The organism is Mesorhizobium sp. 131-3-5 (assembly GCF_016756575.1).
GTDB lineage: Bacteria > Pseudomonadota > Alphaproteobacteria > Rhizobiales > Rhizobiaceae > Mesorhizobium > Mesorhizobium jarvisii.
The window spans coordinates 4,638,156-4,653,218 of the sequence record NZ_AP023254.1; the positions used below are offsets into that span (position 1 = coordinate 4,638,156).

The following is a 15,063-nucleotide window of genomic DNA, read 5'->3' on the forward strand; positions in this document are numbered from 1 at the left end:
ATCCCAATGGAGAGTGGATGTCCACTTACGCTCAGTCCCGGTAAGGCCCTGACCTCGTAGCGAGGCAGGGCAAGAAGACCTGAAACCCCGTGCCGCGAAGCTTTGCGGCGGCGGCTGTTTTCGTTTTCCCGGGAATTTCTCCTCATGGATATTTCGCGCACTGAACAGCGCATCCTGCACCTGCTTGCGCAGGGCGGACGCATTGAAATCGAAAAGAACCAGAAGAAACGGATCGCCTCCGTCAAATGCCTGACCCGCGATGGCTGGCACTATCGGGGCGTCGATGTCGACCTGTTTCGAAAGCTGAAACGCAAGAAGGCGGTTTCGTCGTCGGGTGGCGGCCCTTACCGCATCACCAGGCGCGGCCTCGAACTCGTCCGCTCCGAACTCGACAATCGATAGGCTACGGTTCCGCCGGCTGGGTTTCCGGCCGGCGGTTCCTTTCACCGCTCAGGCGGTGGCGATGTAGGCCCTGATCTCGTCCGCCTCGCGCTCGACATCCTCGATGCGGCGCTTGACTACGTCTCCGATGGAGACGATGCCATCGAGCAGCCCGTCCTTTTCCACCGGCAGATGGCGGAAACGGCCCCTGGTCATGATCTCCATCACCTCGTTGACGGTGTGGTTCTCGTTGCAGATCTTCACCTTCGGCGTCATTGCCGAACGCACGGCGATATCGAGCGCGGCGGCACCTTCCTTGGCGACAACCCGCACGATGTCGCGCTCCGACAGGATGCCGACAATCTTGTGATCGCCATTGGTGATGACCAGCGCGCCGATCTTGTGTTCGGCCAGGATGCGGATGGCTTCGCTGAGCTTTTCGTTCGGCCCGAGCGTCAACACGTCGTGGCCCTTCTTTTCCAGAATTGCCTTAACCGTCATGGCGTCCTCCTCTGCTTCGCCTGCCGGTTCCCTGCCCAGACCGGCTTTCACGTAAGAGTGAACATCGTGCGCCGTGATGGGTTGCATTTCAAGTGCGGTGGTCGGTGCTCTCCCATTCAGGCGGCTGCCATCGCCGATCGAACCAGCGCAAGCCGAAGAAGCCGGCGACGAAGCCGCCAATATGCGCCTCCCAGGCGATCTGCCCATCTGCTCCAGGCGCAAAACCGAGCAGGCCGGTGGCGAGGTTGATGATCATCCACACGGCAAGGAAAATCACGACACCGCGCGAACGCAAGACAGTCGCGATCGGCAGCACAGGGCCGGCGAAGGCCGCCGTGCCGGCAGAGCGGTCGGTGCGGAAACCGAAACGCGCCGCAGCACCCATCATGCCCGATATGGCGCCGGAGGCGCCGACCAGCGGTGCCTCGCCATAGGGGTGCATGGCCCAGAACAGCGCGACGGAAGCCAGCCCGGTGACGGCGAAGAACAGAGCGAACCGGAGCCCGCCGAGGCGATTGGCCAACGGCGAACCAAACGCGGCGAGCCAGACCATGTTGATGGCGATATGGGCAAAGCCCCCATGCATGAAGGCATAGGTGAAGGGACGCGTGAACAGGAACCAGTCGAAGCCGTATTGCCCGGTATAGAGGACGGGAATGAAGGCTCCATCGTAGAGCAGCGTCATCTGCTGCGCGTCGTTCAGCACATATTGCTGCAGCAGGAAGACGGCCGCGCAAATGCCGATCACCGCCAGCACGATCGGCGGCAGGTTGAACACCGGTTCGCGCGCAGGCGGCGGCAGGCTTTCGGCCGGCTCGGCCTCGGTTGGATTTTGCTGTTCGCTCATCTGCAATCGCACTCGGTGCTGTTCGATCTGGCGAGCATCTAGATCACGGCCATTGGAACCGCAAACGGCGAATCGCCCCAGTGCGAATCAAAAAAGAAGCCGTCCAAGGTTTCCCCTGAACGGCCGGTCGAGCCCCCTGCTCCCCTAAAACTCTTGACTGAAGTGCTGCCGATCGTCGCGAAACGACCGCTTCTGGAGTGGTTTTGATGTGCCACAGGGCCTGCTTGGGAGCAACGTAAACCAGTTGTTAACCTTAACGCCCCCGACCCGTGAACAAGTGTTAACGACGCTGGCACGCTTCCTGCTCCGCAACGCATGTAGGTCATCGGAGGGCGCCCTTCTGTTCACCGATGGGACATCAGACGACAGAATGCGCGGAGCAGCATACCATGAACCAAAACGGATCGATCACGCTGTTCCATTATTGGAACCGCCTGCGTGACGGACGCCCCGCTCCGAAGCGTTCGGAAGTCGAGCCGGCCGATATCAAGTCGCTTTTGGCCGACACGTTCATCCTGGAAAGAGACACGCGCGGCCAACCCATCTTCCGCCTAGCCGGCACCAGGCTCTGCGCCTGTTATGGCCGCGAACTCAAGGGGTTCTCCTTCCCGTCGCTGTGGCGCGAGAAGGATCAGCGTCTGGTCTCACGGCTGATTCACGGGGTTTTCGACCAGAAATCGGTGGTGCTGATCAATTTCGAGGGCTTCAGTCGCAATGGCCGCTCCAACAAGTTCGAATTGCTTGCCTTGCCGCTCGACGGCGGCATCGAGAACCCGCGCTGCCTTGGCGTGATCAGTGCCGCGGAGAAGCCGTTCTGGCTGGGCGCCGACCCAATCACGGACGCAATGATCGATTCGATTCGTGTCATCGATCCGGAGAAAGAGATGCTCAACAACCGGCCGGCGATCGACGTTCCCTCGCTTGTTCCAGCCGAACTCGAGGCGCCCGATACGATCTCGGCGCTTGGCCGGGCGCGCCGCATCCGCCATCTCGTCGTCTTCGACGGCGGGCGCGACGAATAGTTGATGATCGCACGGTCTCGCAGGCTCGTTTTTCCCCTTTGTTAACTCGCTTTGTTGTACTTCTGTGATGAAGTCCCTCGCATTGACGCGCGGGAATGCCAAACGGGGTGTAGGCAGTCATGAGGTCAGCGGCGGTCGACTACGCGCCGTCCCAAGCTGAAAGGCGTAACTTTCAGCGCGTCCGGGTCAAGATATACGGGCGATTCATGCTGGAAGACCGCACCGAGCATCCTTGCCAGGTTGTCGACATGTCGCCCGGCAATGTCGCGTTCCGCACCGATCGCATCGGCATGCCCGGTGAAAAGGTGATCGCCTATATCGACCATATCGGCCGCATCGAAGGCGTCGTTACGCGCACGCTGCAGGACGGCTTCGCCATGACGGTGATCGCGTCCGACCGCAAGAAGGACAAGCTGGCGGCGCAACTGACCTGGCTTGCCAACAAACACGAACTCGACCTGCCGGAAGACCGCCGCCACGAGCGCGTCGCGCCGCGCAACCCGACCAGCGTGCTGCAGCTCACCGATGGCCGCCAATACCAGTGTCGGATCATCGACCTGTCGCTGTCGGGCGCCGCGATCGAGATCGACGTGAAGCCGGCGATAGGCGTCCAGGTCATGCTCGGCACCATGCGCGGCCAGATCGTTCGTCATTTCGAGGATGGCGTCGCCATCGAATTCGCCGTCATCCAGCGCCCTGAGACGCTCGATTCCGAATTCAACACGCCACGCGCCTGACCGGGTCCAACGGACGCTGCAAGCAAACCGGCCCTGCGTGGCCGGTTTTTTGTTTCCGGGCGACAGCGATTTGGCCCTTCGCAAGTGGCCGGATTGTCTTCCAACAGGCAGGCTGCCATTCGAGGCGCCGGGCATGCGCTTCGATGCCAGCCCGGGCAATCCAAACAATTCAATACTCAAATGATTCAAATTTTATGTTTATTCTATTGGCGTTTTACTTAAAGTCTGCTTCGCGCTTTTGCGTCAAATAAATCCAGTCGTGGCAATGTCTCCTTCGAACGGGGAGACTAGAAAATGAAAAAAACGAGGGGCAAGCTGTTGCTTATGGCAATGGCGATGCAGCTTTCCGCTTGGGGATCAGCATATGCCGCGGGACCGGCCTATATGCACACTGGCGGCCGTACCACACAGCCTGTCGGCCACTATGAATTCTGCCAGCGCATCCCTGGCGAATGCAACGAGAAGACGCCCAAGGGCGCGCCTGTCGACCTGACCCGCAAGCTCTGGGCGACGATCGTCAACATCAACAATACGGTCAACACCCGCATCAAGCCGCGCACCGACATGGAAAACTACGGTGTCGAGGAGTACTGGGCGTATCCCGACAATGGCTATGGCGATTGCGAGGATTATGCGCTGGAGAAGCGCCGCGAACTGATGGACGCGGGCGTGCCGGCGGGCGATCTCTTGATGACGGTTGCGCGCCAGCCGAATGGCGACGGCCACGCCGTGCTGACCGTGCGCACCAGCCTCGGCGAGTTCATCCTCGACAATCTGGAAACCAAGGTGCTGTCCTGGACGGACACCGACTACACCTATCTCAAGCGTCAATCGACGGAGAATTCCGGCGTTTGGGTGACGATCAATGACGGCCGCTCCGACGCGGTCGCCAGCGTCCGCTAGGACGTGACGAGAAACCCGGTCGAGTCCCCACCCTCCCCGTCCCCAACGACCGGGTCTAAGGAGCCGGCCCCGTCCCCGGGCCGGCTCCGCCATTTCTGGCGATGCTCGAAACCCAATCAGGGTTGGGCAGGCGCATCCGACTATCCACCGCCTCCTTTGCACGGACAGCGGATCGAGGCATCATAGGCTGTTGGTTTCGTCCTCTGGATCACGGCGATGCTGGAAATCCCGGAAGATCGATGCGAGCGTCATCGTCTGTTCAAGGCGATCGACGATGCCTTCAAGGCCGGTGACTTCGATGGCCTTGGCAAAGCGCTGGGCGGTTCGCCCCGCTGGTTTGACGAACGTATGCCGTTCGAATTCGGCCTCGGACATCCTTTGGAATACGCGATCTATTGGAGCCCGGTCGGCTTCATCTCGACGTTGCTGGATGCAGGCTCGGATCCGAATTACGGGGATCACGGTGGGTTTCCGGCAATCATTGCCGCGCTGTCCACCGACCGGGCCGACCGACTGGAAATCATCCAGATGTTGATCGAGGCCGGCGCCGATCTCAATATGCGGGGCGTGAACGACTGGACGCCTCTTCACTATTCGGTGGCTATCCGCAGCGCCGAAGCGATCCGTCTGCTTTTGGCTGCTGGCGCCGACCCTACTCTCGCAACCCGCATCGATGACTATACGACAGCCATCGAGGAAGCCGACAATGCCGGCTTTGAAGCCGGCGCTTCATTGCTGCGTGATGCCATGGCAAGGCGCGGCTCTAATAGATAATGGCTCGGCCCACGATAGAACCGTCGGCGACCGGGATCGGCCGAAACTGGCCTCAAACCTTCTTCAGCCCTGCCTTGAAGCGCTTGCCATTGGCGACGTAGTGTGCGGCCGAGCCGCGCAGCCTGGCGACGGCTGCGTCGTCCAGCACCCTGATCGCCTTGGCCGGCGAGCCGACGATCAACGAATTGTCCGGAAATTCCTTGCCTTCGGTGACCAGCGCGCCGGCGCCGACGAGCGAATTCTTGCCGATCCTGGCGCCGTTCAGCACGATGGCGCCCATGCCGATCAGGCTGTTGTCGCCGATCGTGCAGCCATGCAGCATGGCCCGGTGGCCAATCGTGCAGCCCTCGCCGATGGTCAGCGGAAAGCCGGGATCGGTGTGCATGACCGTGTGTTCCTGCACATTGGTGTCGGCGCCGATAATGATCGGCTCATTGTCTCCGCGAATGACGACGCCGAACCAGAACCCGGCATTGCGGCCGACGTGCACATCGCCAATCAGCGTCGCATCGGGCGCGATCCAGTTTGTGTCAGCATCCGCGAAGCTGGGCTGCGTTCCGTCGATCGCATAAAGCGGCATTGTCGGCCTCCGAATCGTCTCAGACGCCGGACCCTAAGAGACCGATCGTCCATGAGGCAATGGCAAGCACGACGATGCCCAGCGCCAGGGACCAGGCAATCGCCGTGCAGCCGCATGACAGGAGCGCCATCGTCGAAATGCGCTTCTCGCGGCGGGCATCGAGGGCGTCGTTGACCAGCATGAACGGCCCGGCGCCAGCTGTGGCCGCCAGCGAGCGCAGCACATGGGCGGGCGACACATAGGGCTCAGTGAAGGCGACCTTTCGGCCCGACACCAGCTCCATCGTCGAGCCCGTCAGCCCGCACACCGTCAGCCCGACGACAAAAGCAAACAGGAAGAGTTCCATCTGAGCCATCTTAACCTTCCATTTACCATGAAATCGCACAGTCGTTTCAGGAAGGCTGCAAGAGCCGTGCCGCGCGATGTGTGCCGCCGAGGGACACTGGGAATGGCGGCTGGGATGAGGACCGAGATGAAGCAGGCAGCGACCGCCGACGGCCCTGAACTCACCGTGGTCGATTCCATGCTGATGAAGCGGGTGTTCTATGCCTTCGCCGCACTTGCCTTGCTGTCGGTCGCGATAAGCCTTGGCGGCAAATGGTTCGGCCATAGCATCGCCATGGCCGGATATACCGACGACCCGACGGTGCGCCGGGTGGTGATCGGCAACAATGTGATTTCCGTGCCGGCCAATTTCATCCGTTTCGACCAGGCCCGGCGCGACGGCATCGCTTCGCGTCTCGACCTTTATCTGCGCTATCCCCAGATGGACGGTTACAGCGAGGCGGCCCGCGACGATTTCAACCACTCGGAAGCCAATGGGAAGATCATCTTCCTGTCCTTCGAACAGCAGATGATGTCGCGCGACATGAGCGGCCGGTTCGCGCCGATCTACAGCGCGCTGATCGTCCAGCCCGGCGTTCCAGGACCGGGCGGCACGACGGTCTACGGTTTCAACGAGAAATCAGGCTATCTGAATGAGGTGCTGGTGGTCGGCAAGCGCGGGGGAAAGGACCCTTTCGTGGCCCGCTGCCTGAGCGGGCCGAGTGCCGGTCAATCACTGGCGCCGTGCGAACGGGACGTGCATGTCGGCGACGATCTCAGCCTCACCTACCGCTTTCCCAAGGAATTCCTTGGCGACTGGCAGGCACTCGACGCGGCGATGGCGGCTGAGGCCGGGCGAATGCTGAAGAGCGGACATTGAGGGACAATGGCAGGCCGCGCCAGACGCGGCCTGCCATTTGATGCGGGCTCAACCCAGATCGATGTCGAGGATCGCCATCGAGAAATTGTAGTCGCCGTCGTCCTCGTCCTTGAAGACGATGCCGAGGAACTCGTCACCGACATAGACTTCGGCGGAATCTTCCTTGCGCGGCCGTGCCTTGACCTCAAGCTTGGGGTTCTGGAAGACGCGCTTGAAATAGGCGTCCAGCTTTCTGATTTCGTCCGGCTTCAACAGTCTTCTCCGATCATCGGGCTTGCTGGTTTGAAGGGCGCTTCTGGCACGTCGACAATGGCGATGTAAAGGCAAGCCGGCCGTATTGCACCGGAAGCGGCAGCGCCGCCGGACAAATCGCAATCGCGCCGGACGGCGCGCCGGCGCGGAAATCAGATGTCGAAGCTGATCACCTGGTCCATCGATTGCGACGGCAGGAGCTGGTCCATCTGGCGCGAAGGCTGGTCGCAGCCGGTCTCGCCGACCACGCGGGCCGGCACGCCGGCAACCGTCTTGTTGTGCGGAACGGGCGACAGCACCACCGATCCGGCGGCGACCTTGGAGCAATGGCCGATCTCGATATTGCCGAGAATCTTGGCGCCGGCGCCGATCAGCACGCCACGGCGGATCTTGGGATGGCGGTCGCCGCCGGCCTTGCCGGTGCCGCCCAGCGTCACGCCGTGCAGGATCGACACATCGTCCTCGATGACCGCGGTCTCGCCGACGACGAGGCCGGTGGCGTGATCGATGAAGATACCCTTGCCGATGCGGGCGGCCGGATTGATGTCGGTCTGGAAGACCGAGGACGAGCGGCTCTGCAGATAGAGCGCGAAATCCTTGCGACCCTGGCTCCACAGCCAATGTGCCAGCCTATGGGTCTGAATGGCGTGAAAGCCCTTGAAATAGAGCACAGGCATGATGAAACGGTCGCAAGCGGGGTCGCGGTCGTAATAGGCCTGGATGTCGACACGCACGGTGGTCGGCCATTCCTTGTCGTCAGCCAGCATGGTCTTGAAGGTCTGGCGGATGAGATCGGAGCCGATATCCTGATGGGCAAGCCGCTCGGCGATCCGGTGGATGACGGCCTCTTCCAGGCTCTCCTGGTTGAGGATCGTCGAATAGAGGAAGGCAGCGAGCAGGGGGTCGCGGTTGACGGCGTCCATCGCTTCGTCGCGAATCGAACGCCAGATCGGATCGACCGGCTGCAACGCGCTATGGCGGGAAATGCTGATGCTGTTCATCGACGTCTCGTCCTGCGTCCTGCTGGCTTGCCTGTTGTCCGGCCGCACATATAGGCCAGATCATAGCACGATTGAACTCAATTTTCCTTAGTGCTGTGTCAAATGGATTTGGTTCGCAGGAATTCAAGCGGCCATGGAAAACGAACCCTTGATCGCCGTGCTGCTGGAGGCGGCCTGCCGCGCCCACTGCCGGAACGATCTGATGGCGGGCTCAAGGCCGGCGCGGCGCCAATGACGCCGCGCTGCGATGGATCTCGTTTCAAGTCGGCAGCGAGGTGCCGGCCTGTTCGGCCACCATGTATTCGGCATACCAGTCGGGCCAGTTCACATCATACTGTCCGCCGGTCCGTTTCTCGTGTTCGCCATGTGCCGCCGCCGCACGGCGCAGCGCCGCGGCAAGCTCGCCCGACGACGTGAATATCGTGTCGCTGGCATCCACGCGTCCAGGCAGTCGCTGGGTGATTTCCTGCAGTATGAAGCTGTTGCCGTCCGGATCGGCAAACGTGACATAGGATGAATAGCTGCGCCCCTCCGGATGCCGGCCACTGATCGCCGGCTGCCCAGGCCCCGTGCGGTGGAACACCTCGCTCGCCTCGATGCCGCGTGCCACGAGTTCGGCATGCGCCGCCTCGATATCGGACACCACGAGATAAAGTCCCTTCGCCGAGCCCGGCGCGGCCGCTGTCAGCCCTTTGCCGAAATGGATCGAGCACGGCGACCCGGGAGGCGTAAACTGCACGACGCGAAACGCATCGCCGACGACGAAGTCCGCATCGAGCCGCCAACCCAGGCCGCTGTAGAAGCGCTTGGACCGATCGGCATCCGCAACGGCGATGATGACGGCCTCCAGCTTCATGTCGATCGTCCCCGGTCTGGGGTTCTCGCTGCCTGGCGTATTGGTCATGTCGGCCTCCTGGGTCGGGTATTCCGGGAATGGCAGCATTCCCCAGAGCTCCGGCCTATGCAAGGTTCGGAGTGACTGGCTCGAAGAGGCTGAGATCGATTAGCTGGACGGATGACGAACATGGAAGACCAGCCCCTGGTCGACAAACCGCTGAAACAGGAACTCGCGGCGCTCTACCGCGCCGAAAGCCGTCAATATCACAACCTTGCCCATATCGAGGCGATGCTGGCGCTGGCCGGCGATTATCGAGCGCTGCTCGGTGATCCCCAGGCCGTCGAAGCGGCGATCTGGTTCCACGACGCCATCTATGACAGCAAGGCCAAGGACAATGAGGCCAGAAGTGCCGCGCTTGCCGCGCAAAAGCTCGCGGGCCGCACCGACGCGGAGCGCCTGGACCGCATCGGCGCGATGATCCTGGCCACGGCTGCGCACCAATTGCCCCAGTTCGACGATGCGAAGGCCACGCGCGACGCCAGTCTTTTCCTCGACATGGATCTGTCGATCCTGGGTGCCGTGCCTGACGTGTTCGACGCCTATGAACGCGCGGTGCGCCGCGAATATGACTGGGTGGAAGAGCCGATGTGGCGTGCCGGGCGGGGTGCCGTGCTGAAGGATTTCCTTGCCCGCCCGCGCATTTTCCTCACCGAGGAATTTCGCCGGCGCTTCGAGCCGCAGGCCAGGCTGAACATGGCGCGGTCGCTGGCGGCCCTCGCTACAGGCTAGCGGGGATCAGGTAAAGGCGCCTATGGTCGACGCCATTGCCGCGAGGATGGCCAGCCGCCGCCTCCGACAGCCCGTTGAGAACGATCCCCAGCACTCCAAGGACGCGATTGTCGCTCGAGCGACGCGCCGGGCATGGCGGCCGTGCTTCTTCCCCATTGTACCGCTGTTGCTCCCCGGCGGACCGCTCAAAGCGGATATTCGGCATAAAACTCCAGAACGCGTTGCTTGAAGGTCTTGTCCCCGACCGCCAGCATATGATCCCTGCCCCCGATGTGGAAAGCTCTGGCGTTCGGCATCAGGGCGGCGAGTTCGTCCGGCGAGCCGCCAATGTCGTCCGTGGTGCCGACCGCGACCAGCGTCGGCTGGGCGATGCGGGCAATATCATCCTCGCTCAGCAGCTCCCGCGATGTGGCGATGCAGGCGGCAAGCGCCCGGCGATCGCTGCGGGTCTGGTCGGCGAAGGCGCGGAAAGAGCGGCCGCGCGGATGGCTGGTCGCCGCCGGATCGTCGGCAAGCAGGGCCGCGGCAATCGGATCCCAATCGCCGACGCCGTCGATCATGCCGATGCCGAGGCCGCCAAAGACCAGCGTCGCCACCTTGTGCGGATCGGACAGAGCCAGAAACGCCGCGATGCGAGCACCCATCGAATAGCCCATGACATGGGCCCGTTCGATGCCGAGATGGTCGAGCAAGGCGGCGGCATCCGAGGCCATTTTCGCTGGCGTATAGTCGGCCTCGTCATAGCTCTTCGATGACGAGCCATGGCCGCGATTGTCGAAGGCGATGGCGCGATACCCGGCATCGTTGAGCGTCTTGAACCAGCCGGGCGACACCCAGTTGACGTAGTGGCTCGAGGCGAAGCCGTGGATCATGAGCACGGGATCGCCCTGCCCCGATGCCGGCTGGCGGTCGAGGAAGGCAAGATCGAACCCGTCATGAGAGAAGAACTGCATCGGCTGCCCCACCTCGCGTTCAGCCGCCGCCGTTGGGTGCATCGCCATTGTCCGGCGGTGGCATGCCGGGTCCGGATACGGTGCCGACTGCCGGGTGGCGCAACAGGTCGCCATACCCGATGCCGTATTTGGCGGCGGTGCCGGCCTTGAGCTCGAGCACGAAGCGCACAGGCACGCCAGGTGAAATGATGGCCTGGGATTGCGGTTCGCCATGCTTGACGGCGCGGATCTTGCCATCCTGGCCGACAAAGATCAGGTCAAGCGGCATTGGCGTGTTTTGCATCCAGAAACTGACCTGCTGCTGTATCTCGAAGACGAACAGCATGCCGTGATCGTCCGCCATGTCCTGGCGAAACATCAGGCCGGCCTCGCGCTCCAAATCGGTGTCGGCGATTTCGATGGAAAAAGAGCGATTCCCATCTTTCGTCACCACGACCAGCGGCGTCGGGTCGACCGGAAGGATCATCGCCCGGCCGTCTGCCGAGGTCGGCCGTTCCGAATAGAAGAAAGCACCTGCGGCCACGATCACGGCCGCAATGGCGCAAAACACGCCCGCCGTCAGCCAGTTCCTGCGAGTCATCCAAGATCCTCGGCCGAAATCGTCCTAGTGCGAAACCGGCAAGGTGCCCATATCGGGGTGAATTTCGGCGGCCATAAGGCCTTTGTCACCGCGGCCGAAACGGACGAGCACGACCTGGCCCGGCCGAAGCTCGGTGATGCCATAGCGGCGCAAGGTCTCCATGTGGACGAAAATGTCCTCGGTGCCTTCGCCGCGCGTCAGGAAGCCAAAGCCCTTGGTGCGGTTGAACCATTTGACCAAAGCGCGTTCGAGCCCGCTCTCCGGCGTCACCGCCACATGGGTGCGCTGTTCCTGCATTTCCGCGGGATGGACGGCGGTGGTGACATCCATGGAAAGCACACGAAAGGCCTGCAGACCGCGATCGCCCTGCTTGACAAGGCAAACCACGCGCGCGCCTTCCAAGGCAGTCTGGAAACCGTCCCGCCGAAGACATGTCACATGGAGGAGGATATCGCCCGAGACACCGTCATCGGGTAGGATGAACCCGTAACCCTTGGCCACATCGAACCACTTGATGGCGCCGGCAATTTCGGTCAGGTCGGCGGCGTCGCCGCCTTCGTCGCGCTTCAAGGCGTCGCCAAGGGTTCCGGCCCGCCCCGTCAAAGAGGCCTTTTCCCCCATAAGAATGCCCCCTTTTTTCAAGAACACCGCAACTGATTCTTGACACCAGATTAACACCGCGGCTTCCGGTGTGTGCAAGACCTTCCCTGCCTTTTTTCACGGTTCATTGCGGGAATACCGGATTTGTTCTTTGCCGGCATCGCCAAGCGCAGGAGATTGCCCTTTCACCGGGGCGACCCTATGTTGCGCCGCACCCCAACAGATCGAGGAAAACTCATGCGCTATCTGCACACCATGGTCCGCGTCGCCGATGTCGATGCCTCGCTCGATTTCTACTGCAACAAGCTCGGGCTGAAGGAGGTCCGCCGCTACGAAAACGAGCAGGGCCGCTTCACGCTGATCTTCCTCGCCGCCTCCGAAGACGAGCAAAGCGGCATCAACGACAAGGCGCCGCTGATCGAACTCACCTACAACTGGGATCCGGAAGACTACAAGGGCGGGCGCAATTTCGGCCACCTCGCCTACGAGGTCGATGACATCTACGCCACCTGCCAGCATCTGATGGACAACGGCGTCACCATCAACCGGCCGCCGCGCGATGGCAACATGGCCTTCATCAGGTCGCCGGACGGCATCTCCATCGAGCTTCTGCAGAAGGGCCCCGCGAAAGCCAAGGCTGAACCTTGGGCTTCGATGGCCAACACCGGAAGCTGGTAGCAATCACGCCATCTTGAAGCGAGGCGGCCGGGGTAAAAGCCGGCCGCCTTTGCCGTTTCGCACCACGCCACCTATCTGACCGGTCATCACGCCTGGCCGGCAGGCCAGCGCCCAGACCAGGAGAAGTCATTCATGCCATCCAGCCATGCCGACGTCGCCACTGAGCACGCCAGCCGCTACCTGCAGCAGCTGTGCAAGCACTGGGCACACAAATTCCCCGTCGAGTTCAACCCGACCCACGGCACCATCGACCTGACGTCGCTCGGCCGCACCGTCATGGATGCGGACGCGGCAGCGCTGCACATTGTGGTATCAACCAACGAAGCGGGATCGCTCGAGCGCCTGGAGAGTGTCGTGGCCGACCACATCAAGCGCTTTGCCTTCCGCGAAGAACTGAACTTCGACTGGAAGCCGGCGACGGCAGCGTAGGTGTTTGTTCGAGCATGACCGTTTTCGAAAACCGGCACCCACTTTTCGGGGTCATGCTTTCCCGCCGGTCTGCCCTGCCATCTCCTGCAGCGCCAGCACCGAGCGCCAGTTGCGCGCGGTGCCCGGCACCTTCAGAGCGCGCGGAATGAGGTTGGCGAAGACTGACTTGCCGAGCCCGTCCGGCGCGCTGAGGTAAAGTACGTCTCCCTTGACTTCGAAGCGTTCGGGGCCTGTGCATTTTTCAGCCAGCCGCGCCACCTCTTCGACGGTCGGCTCACGCTCCAGCGCATAGGCGTGGAGCTTGGTGTGGTCGGCGGCCGCTTCCGGATAGGGATTTTCGCTCACCAGCCGTTCCAACCAGGAGAGATCGCGCACCATGATCCGGGAACGAAAACCCCATTTCTTCTCGAAGGCCGCTTCGATCTGTCTGGTCAGCGCGGCGGCGTCGCCTTTGCCGGCCCGGAACACGACGTTGCCGCTCTGCACATAGGTGGCGACGCCGGAAAAGCCGAGATCCTCGAAGAAGGACCGCAGTTCCGCCATCTTGACGATGCGGTTGCCGCCGACATTGATGCCGGAAAACAGGGCGATGAAGACCTTCGCGCTCATATGATGAAGCTTGCCAATGTCTCGTTGTCGGTGATGTCCTGATACTGGACGCCCTCCGCCTCGAAATTTGCCTTCAGCAGGTCGAAATTGCGGCGGTCCTTGGTTTCGATGCCGATCAGCACCGAGCCGAAATTGCGCGCCGACTTCTTCAGATACTCGAAGCGGGCGATGTCGTCGTCCGGTCCCAGCATTTCGAGGAAGTCGCGCAGCGCGCCCGGCCGCTGCGGGAAGCGGATGATGAAGTATTTCTTCAGGCCTTCGAAGCGCAGGGCCCGCTCCTTGACATCCGGCAGCCGCTCGAAATCGAAATTGCCGCCCGAAACCACGGCGACAATGGTCTTGCCGCGGATCTCCTTCCTGGAAAAATCCTTCAACGCGTCGATGGCCAATGCGCCGGCGGGCTCAAGCACGACGCCTTCGACATTGAGCATCTCGATCATGGTCGCGCAGAGCCGGTTTTCCGGGATCAGCCGCACCGTGTCGGCGGCGAATTCCTTCAGATACCGCAAGGGTTCGCGGCCGATCTCGGCCACCGCCGCGCCGTCGACGAAGTTGTCGACCTTGGCGAGCTTCAGCCGTTTTCCCGCCTCGAGGCTGTCATGCAGGCTCGGTGCGCCGGCCGGCTCGCAAAAGACGAAACGGGCCTCCCGGCCCTGGTCGGCGAAATAATGCGTCACGCCGGCGGCGAGCCCGCCACCGCCGACCGGCAGCATGATGATGTCGGGCATGCGCGCGCCAGGCATCTGGTCCGCGATCTCATAGGCGACCGTTGCCTGGCCCTCGATAATGTCCTTGTGGTCGAAAGGCGGCACCATGTGGGCGCCTGAGCTTTCGGTGAATTCGAAGGCGGCGCGATAGCAGTCGTCGAAAAAGTCGCCGACCAGCCTGATCTCGACGAAATCGCCGCCAAACAGCCTGGTTTTGTCGATCTTTTGCTGCGGCGTCGTCACCGGCATGAACACCACGCCCTTTTTGCCGAAATGGCGGCAGACGAAGGCAAACCCCTGGGCATGGTTGCCGGCCGACGCGCAGACGAACAGTTCGGCCTGGTTACCGGCGGCAAGCGCCTTGCGGAAGAAGTTGAAGGCGCCACGGATCTTGTAGGAGCGCACCGGGCTCAGATCCTCGCGCTTCAGCAGCACCCGAGCGCCGGTCTTCTTCGACAGGTAGTCGTTTTCCTGCAGCGGCGTTTCCGGAAAGATCTGGCGGATCGCGGCGGCCGCGACGGCGACGCGGGAGGAAAAACTGCTCATTGGAAAGCCACCTTGTGCCGCATGTTTCGTACAGACCTGCCATCGATCCGGCCGCACAGCTTCTGTCTGTCGCGGCCGATCCTGCCTATTGCATATCCGGCCCCGCAACGCCATTGTCCGGCCCTTCATGCC

At 62.1% G+C, this 15,063-nt stretch carries 21 protein-coding genes; 9 read left to right on the top strand and 12 right to left on the bottom strand.

Going from position 1 to position 15,063, the window contains the following annotated elements; genetic code table 11:
• Positions 1-144 precede the first annotated feature (144 nt).
• Positions 145-402 (top strand): YjhX family toxin, encoded by a 258-nt coding sequence (locus JG747_RS22610; RefSeq protein ID WP_202360062.1) that lies wholly within the window; start codon positions 145-147, stop codon positions 400-402.
• 48 nt (positions 403-450) lie between these two features.
• Here JG747_RS22610 and JG747_RS22615 read toward each other — a convergent pair whose 3' ends face one another.
• Positions 451-882, bottom strand: coding sequence for a CBS domain-containing protein (locus JG747_RS22615; protein ID WP_010909196.1), 432 nt, complete (start codon positions 880-882; stop codon positions 451-453).
• A gap of 88 nt (positions 883-970) precedes the next feature.
• A complete protein-coding gene (locus tag JG747_RS22620; RefSeq protein ID WP_069092035.1) occupies positions 971-1,729 on the bottom strand; it encodes a rhomboid family intramembrane serine protease in 759 nt (252 codons plus the stop codon).
• Between the two features lie 389 nt (positions 1,730-2,118).
• Between JG747_RS22620 and JG747_RS22625 the strand changes: the two genes are divergently transcribed.
• The 4 genes from JG747_RS22625 (at position 2,119) to JG747_RS22640 (ending at position 5,165) form a co-directional block, all read left to right on the top strand.
• Positions 2,119-2,751, top strand: coding sequence for a PAS domain-containing protein (locus JG747_RS22625; RefSeq protein ID WP_027046791.1), 633 nt, complete (start codon positions 2,119-2,121; stop codon positions 2,749-2,751).
• Between the two features lie 119 nt (positions 2,752-2,870).
• Positions 2,871-3,488, top strand: coding sequence for a PilZ domain-containing protein (locus JG747_RS22630; RefSeq protein WP_010909193.1), 618 nt, complete (start codon positions 2,871-2,873; stop codon positions 3,486-3,488).
• 294 nt (positions 3,489-3,782) lie between these two features.
• The gene (locus JG747_RS22635; protein WP_019857886.1) at positions 3,783-4,391 is read left to right on the top strand and encodes a transglutaminase-like cysteine peptidase; all 609 of its coding nucleotides are present in this window, start codon (positions 3,783-3,785) and stop codon (positions 4,389-4,391) included.
• A gap of 216 nt (positions 4,392-4,607) precedes the next feature.
• Entirely contained in the window at positions 4,608-5,165 is a 558-nt protein-coding gene (locus JG747_RS22640; protein WP_202360063.1) for an ankyrin repeat domain-containing protein, read from the top strand.
• Positions 5,166-5,217: 52 nt separating this feature from the next.
• Here the strand turns inward: JG747_RS22640 and JG747_RS22645 are convergent, their stop codons facing one another.
• Both JG747_RS22645 and JG747_RS22650 read right to left on the bottom strand, forming a co-directional pair.
• On the bottom strand, positions 5,218-5,745 hold the full coding sequence (locus JG747_RS22645; protein ID WP_202360064.1) for a gamma carbonic anhydrase family protein: 528 nt from the start codon (positions 5,743-5,745) through the stop codon (positions 5,218-5,220).
• Positions 5,746-5,764: 19 nt separating this feature from the next.
• A complete protein-coding gene (locus tag JG747_RS22650) occupies positions 5,765-6,100 on the bottom strand; it encodes a DUF6949 family protein (RefSeq protein WP_038646551.1) in 336 nt (111 codons plus the stop codon).
• 117 nt (positions 6,101-6,217) lie between these two features.
• Between JG747_RS22650 and JG747_RS22655 the strand changes: the two genes are divergently transcribed.
• Complete coding sequence (locus tag JG747_RS22655; RefSeq protein ID WP_202360065.1) at positions 6,218-6,949, top strand: hypothetical protein; 732 nt, start codon at positions 6,218-6,220, stop codon at positions 6,947-6,949.
• A gap of 48 nt (positions 6,950-6,997) precedes the next feature.
• Here JG747_RS22655 and JG747_RS22660 read toward each other — a convergent pair whose 3' ends face one another.
• The 3 genes from JG747_RS22660 to JG747_RS22670 form a co-directional block, all read right to left on the bottom strand.
• Entirely contained in the window at positions 6,998-7,201 is a 204-nt protein-coding gene (locus JG747_RS22660; RefSeq protein ID WP_019857879.1) for a DUF3126 family protein, read from the bottom strand.
• Between the two features lie 152 nt (positions 7,202-7,353).
• The gene (cysE, locus tag JG747_RS22665; RefSeq protein ID WP_038652588.1) at positions 7,354-8,202 is read right to left on the bottom strand and encodes a serine O-acetyltransferase; all 849 of its coding nucleotides are present in this window, start codon (positions 8,200-8,202) and stop codon (positions 7,354-7,356) included.
• 259 nt (positions 8,203-8,461) lie between these two features.
• Positions 8,462-9,106, bottom strand: a complete 645-nt coding sequence (locus JG747_RS22670; RefSeq protein WP_202360066.1) for a VOC family protein — start codon at positions 9,104-9,106, stop codon at positions 8,462-8,464.
• 120 nt (positions 9,107-9,226) lie between these two features.
• Between JG747_RS22670 and JG747_RS22675 the strand changes: the two genes are divergently transcribed.
• On the top strand, positions 9,227-9,829 hold the full coding sequence (locus JG747_RS22675; RefSeq protein WP_202360067.1) for an HD domain-containing protein: 603 nt from the start codon (positions 9,227-9,229) through the stop codon (positions 9,827-9,829).
• 185 nt (positions 9,830-10,014) lie between these two features.
• Here the strand turns inward: JG747_RS22675 and JG747_RS22680 are convergent, their stop codons facing one another.
• From JG747_RS22680 to JG747_RS22690, 3 genes are read right to left on the bottom strand one after another with little or no spacing between them, the layout of a single operon-like run.
• Complete coding sequence (locus JG747_RS22680) at positions 10,015-10,782, bottom strand: alpha/beta fold hydrolase (RefSeq protein ID WP_038652582.1); 768 nt, start codon at positions 10,780-10,782, stop codon at positions 10,015-10,017.
• 19 nt (positions 10,783-10,801) lie between these two features.
• A complete protein-coding gene (locus JG747_RS22685; protein ID WP_038646547.1) occupies positions 10,802-11,362 on the bottom strand; it encodes a DUF192 domain-containing protein in 561 nt (186 codons plus the stop codon).
• Positions 11,363-11,386: 24 nt separating this feature from the next.
• Positions 11,387-11,983, bottom strand: a complete 597-nt coding sequence (locus JG747_RS22690) for a cold-shock protein (protein ID WP_032920553.1) — start codon at positions 11,981-11,983, stop codon at positions 11,387-11,389.
• Between the two features lie 216 nt (positions 11,984-12,199).
• Between JG747_RS22690 and gloA the strand changes: the two genes are divergently transcribed.
• Together gloA and JG747_RS22700 are read left to right on the top strand one after the other, a co-directional pair.
• Complete coding sequence (gene gloA / locus JG747_RS22695; protein WP_010909179.1) at positions 12,200-12,640, top strand: lactoylglutathione lyase; 441 nt, start codon at positions 12,200-12,202, stop codon at positions 12,638-12,640.
• Positions 12,641-12,772: 132 nt separating this feature from the next.
• Entirely contained in the window at positions 12,773-13,069 is a 297-nt protein-coding gene (locus JG747_RS22700) for a DUF2218 domain-containing protein (protein ID WP_064982826.1), read from the top strand.
• A gap of 51 nt (positions 13,070-13,120) precedes the next feature.
• Here the strand turns inward: JG747_RS22700 and JG747_RS22705 are convergent, their stop codons facing one another.
• Together JG747_RS22705 and ilvA are read right to left on the bottom strand one after the other, a co-directional pair.
• Entirely contained in the window at positions 13,121-13,678 is a 558-nt protein-coding gene (locus JG747_RS22705; RefSeq protein ID WP_202360068.1) for a DUF1697 domain-containing protein, read from the bottom strand.
• Positions 13,675-14,931: a threonine ammonia-lyase IlvA gene (gene ilvA, locus JG747_RS22710; RefSeq protein ID WP_202360069.1), complete on the bottom strand. Its 1,257-nt coding sequence runs from the start codon at positions 14,929-14,931 to the stop codon at positions 13,675-13,677. The genes JG747_RS22705 and ilvA overlap by 4 nt, the downstream gene beginning before the upstream one ends.
• Positions 14,932-15,063 lie beyond the last annotated feature (132 nt).

Excerpts from the sequence above, each read along its gene's own strand:
- JG747_RS22645 (WP_202360064.1), bottom strand. The coding sequence starts at position 5,745 with ATGCCGCTTTATGCGATCGACGGAACGCAGCCCAGCTTCGCGGATGCT.
- cysE (WP_038652588.1), bottom strand. The coding sequence starts at position 8,202 with ATGAACAGCATCAGCATTTCCCGCCATAGCGCGTTGCAGCCGGTCGAT.
- JG747_RS22625 (WP_027046791.1), top strand. The coding sequence starts at position 2,119 with ATGAACCAAAACGGATCGATCACGCTGTTCCATTATTGGAACCGCCTG.
- JG747_RS22630 (WP_010909193.1), top strand. The coding sequence starts at position 2,871 with ATGAGGTCAGCGGCGGTCGACTACGCGCCGTCCCAAGCTGAAAGGCGT.
- JG747_RS22620 (WP_069092035.1), bottom strand. The coding sequence starts at position 1,729 with ATGAGCGAACAGCAAAATCCAACCGAGGCCGAGCCGGCCGAAAGCCTG.
- JG747_RS22685 (WP_038646547.1), bottom strand. The coding sequence starts at position 11,362 with ATGACTCGCAGGAACTGGCTGACGGCGGGCGTGTTTTGCGCCATTGCG.
- JG747_RS22675 (WP_202360067.1), top strand. The coding sequence starts at position 9,227 with ATGGAAGACCAGCCCCTGGTCGACAAACCGCTGAAACAGGAACTCGCG.
- JG747_RS22680 (WP_038652582.1), bottom strand. The coding sequence starts at position 10,782 with ATGCAGTTCTTCTCTCATGACGGGTTCGATCTTGCCTTCCTCGACCGC.
- gloA (WP_010909179.1), top strand. The coding sequence starts at position 12,200 with ATGCGCTATCTGCACACCATGGTCCGCGTCGCCGATGTCGATGCCTCG.
- JG747_RS22650 (WP_038646551.1), bottom strand. The coding sequence starts at position 6,100 with ATGGCTCAGATGGAACTCTTCCTGTTTGCTTTTGTCGTCGGGCTGACG.
- JG747_RS22705 (WP_202360068.1), bottom strand. The coding sequence starts at position 13,678 with ATGAGCGCGAAGGTCTTCATCGCCCTGTTTTCCGGCATCAATGTCGGC.
- JG747_RS22640 (WP_202360063.1), top strand. The coding sequence starts at position 4,608 with ATGCTGGAAATCCCGGAAGATCGATGCGAGCGTCATCGTCTGTTCAAG.
- JG747_RS22615 (WP_010909196.1), bottom strand. The coding sequence starts at position 882 with ATGACGGTTAAGGCAATTCTGGAAAAGAAGGGCCACGACGTGTTGACG.
- JG747_RS22610 (WP_202360062.1), top strand. The coding sequence starts at position 145 with ATGGATATTTCGCGCACTGAACAGCGCATCCTGCACCTGCTTGCGCAG.
- JG747_RS22700 (WP_064982826.1), top strand. The coding sequence starts at position 12,773 with ATGCCATCCAGCCATGCCGACGTCGCCACTGAGCACGCCAGCCGCTAC.
- JG747_RS22635 (WP_019857886.1), top strand. The coding sequence starts at position 3,783 with ATGAAAAAAACGAGGGGCAAGCTGTTGCTTATGGCAATGGCGATGCAG.
- JG747_RS22655 (WP_202360065.1), top strand. The coding sequence starts at position 6,218 with ATGAAGCAGGCAGCGACCGCCGACGGCCCTGAACTCACCGTGGTCGAT.
- ilvA (WP_202360069.1), bottom strand. The coding sequence starts at position 14,931 with ATGAGCAGTTTTTCCTCCCGCGTCGCCGTCGCGGCCGCCGCGATCCGC.
- JG747_RS22670 (WP_202360066.1), bottom strand. The coding sequence starts at position 9,106 with ATGACCAATACGCCAGGCAGCGAGAACCCCAGACCGGGGACGATCGAC.
- JG747_RS22690 (WP_032920553.1), bottom strand. The coding sequence starts at position 11,983 with ATGGGGGAAAAGGCCTCTTTGACGGGGCGGGCCGGAACCCTTGGCGAC.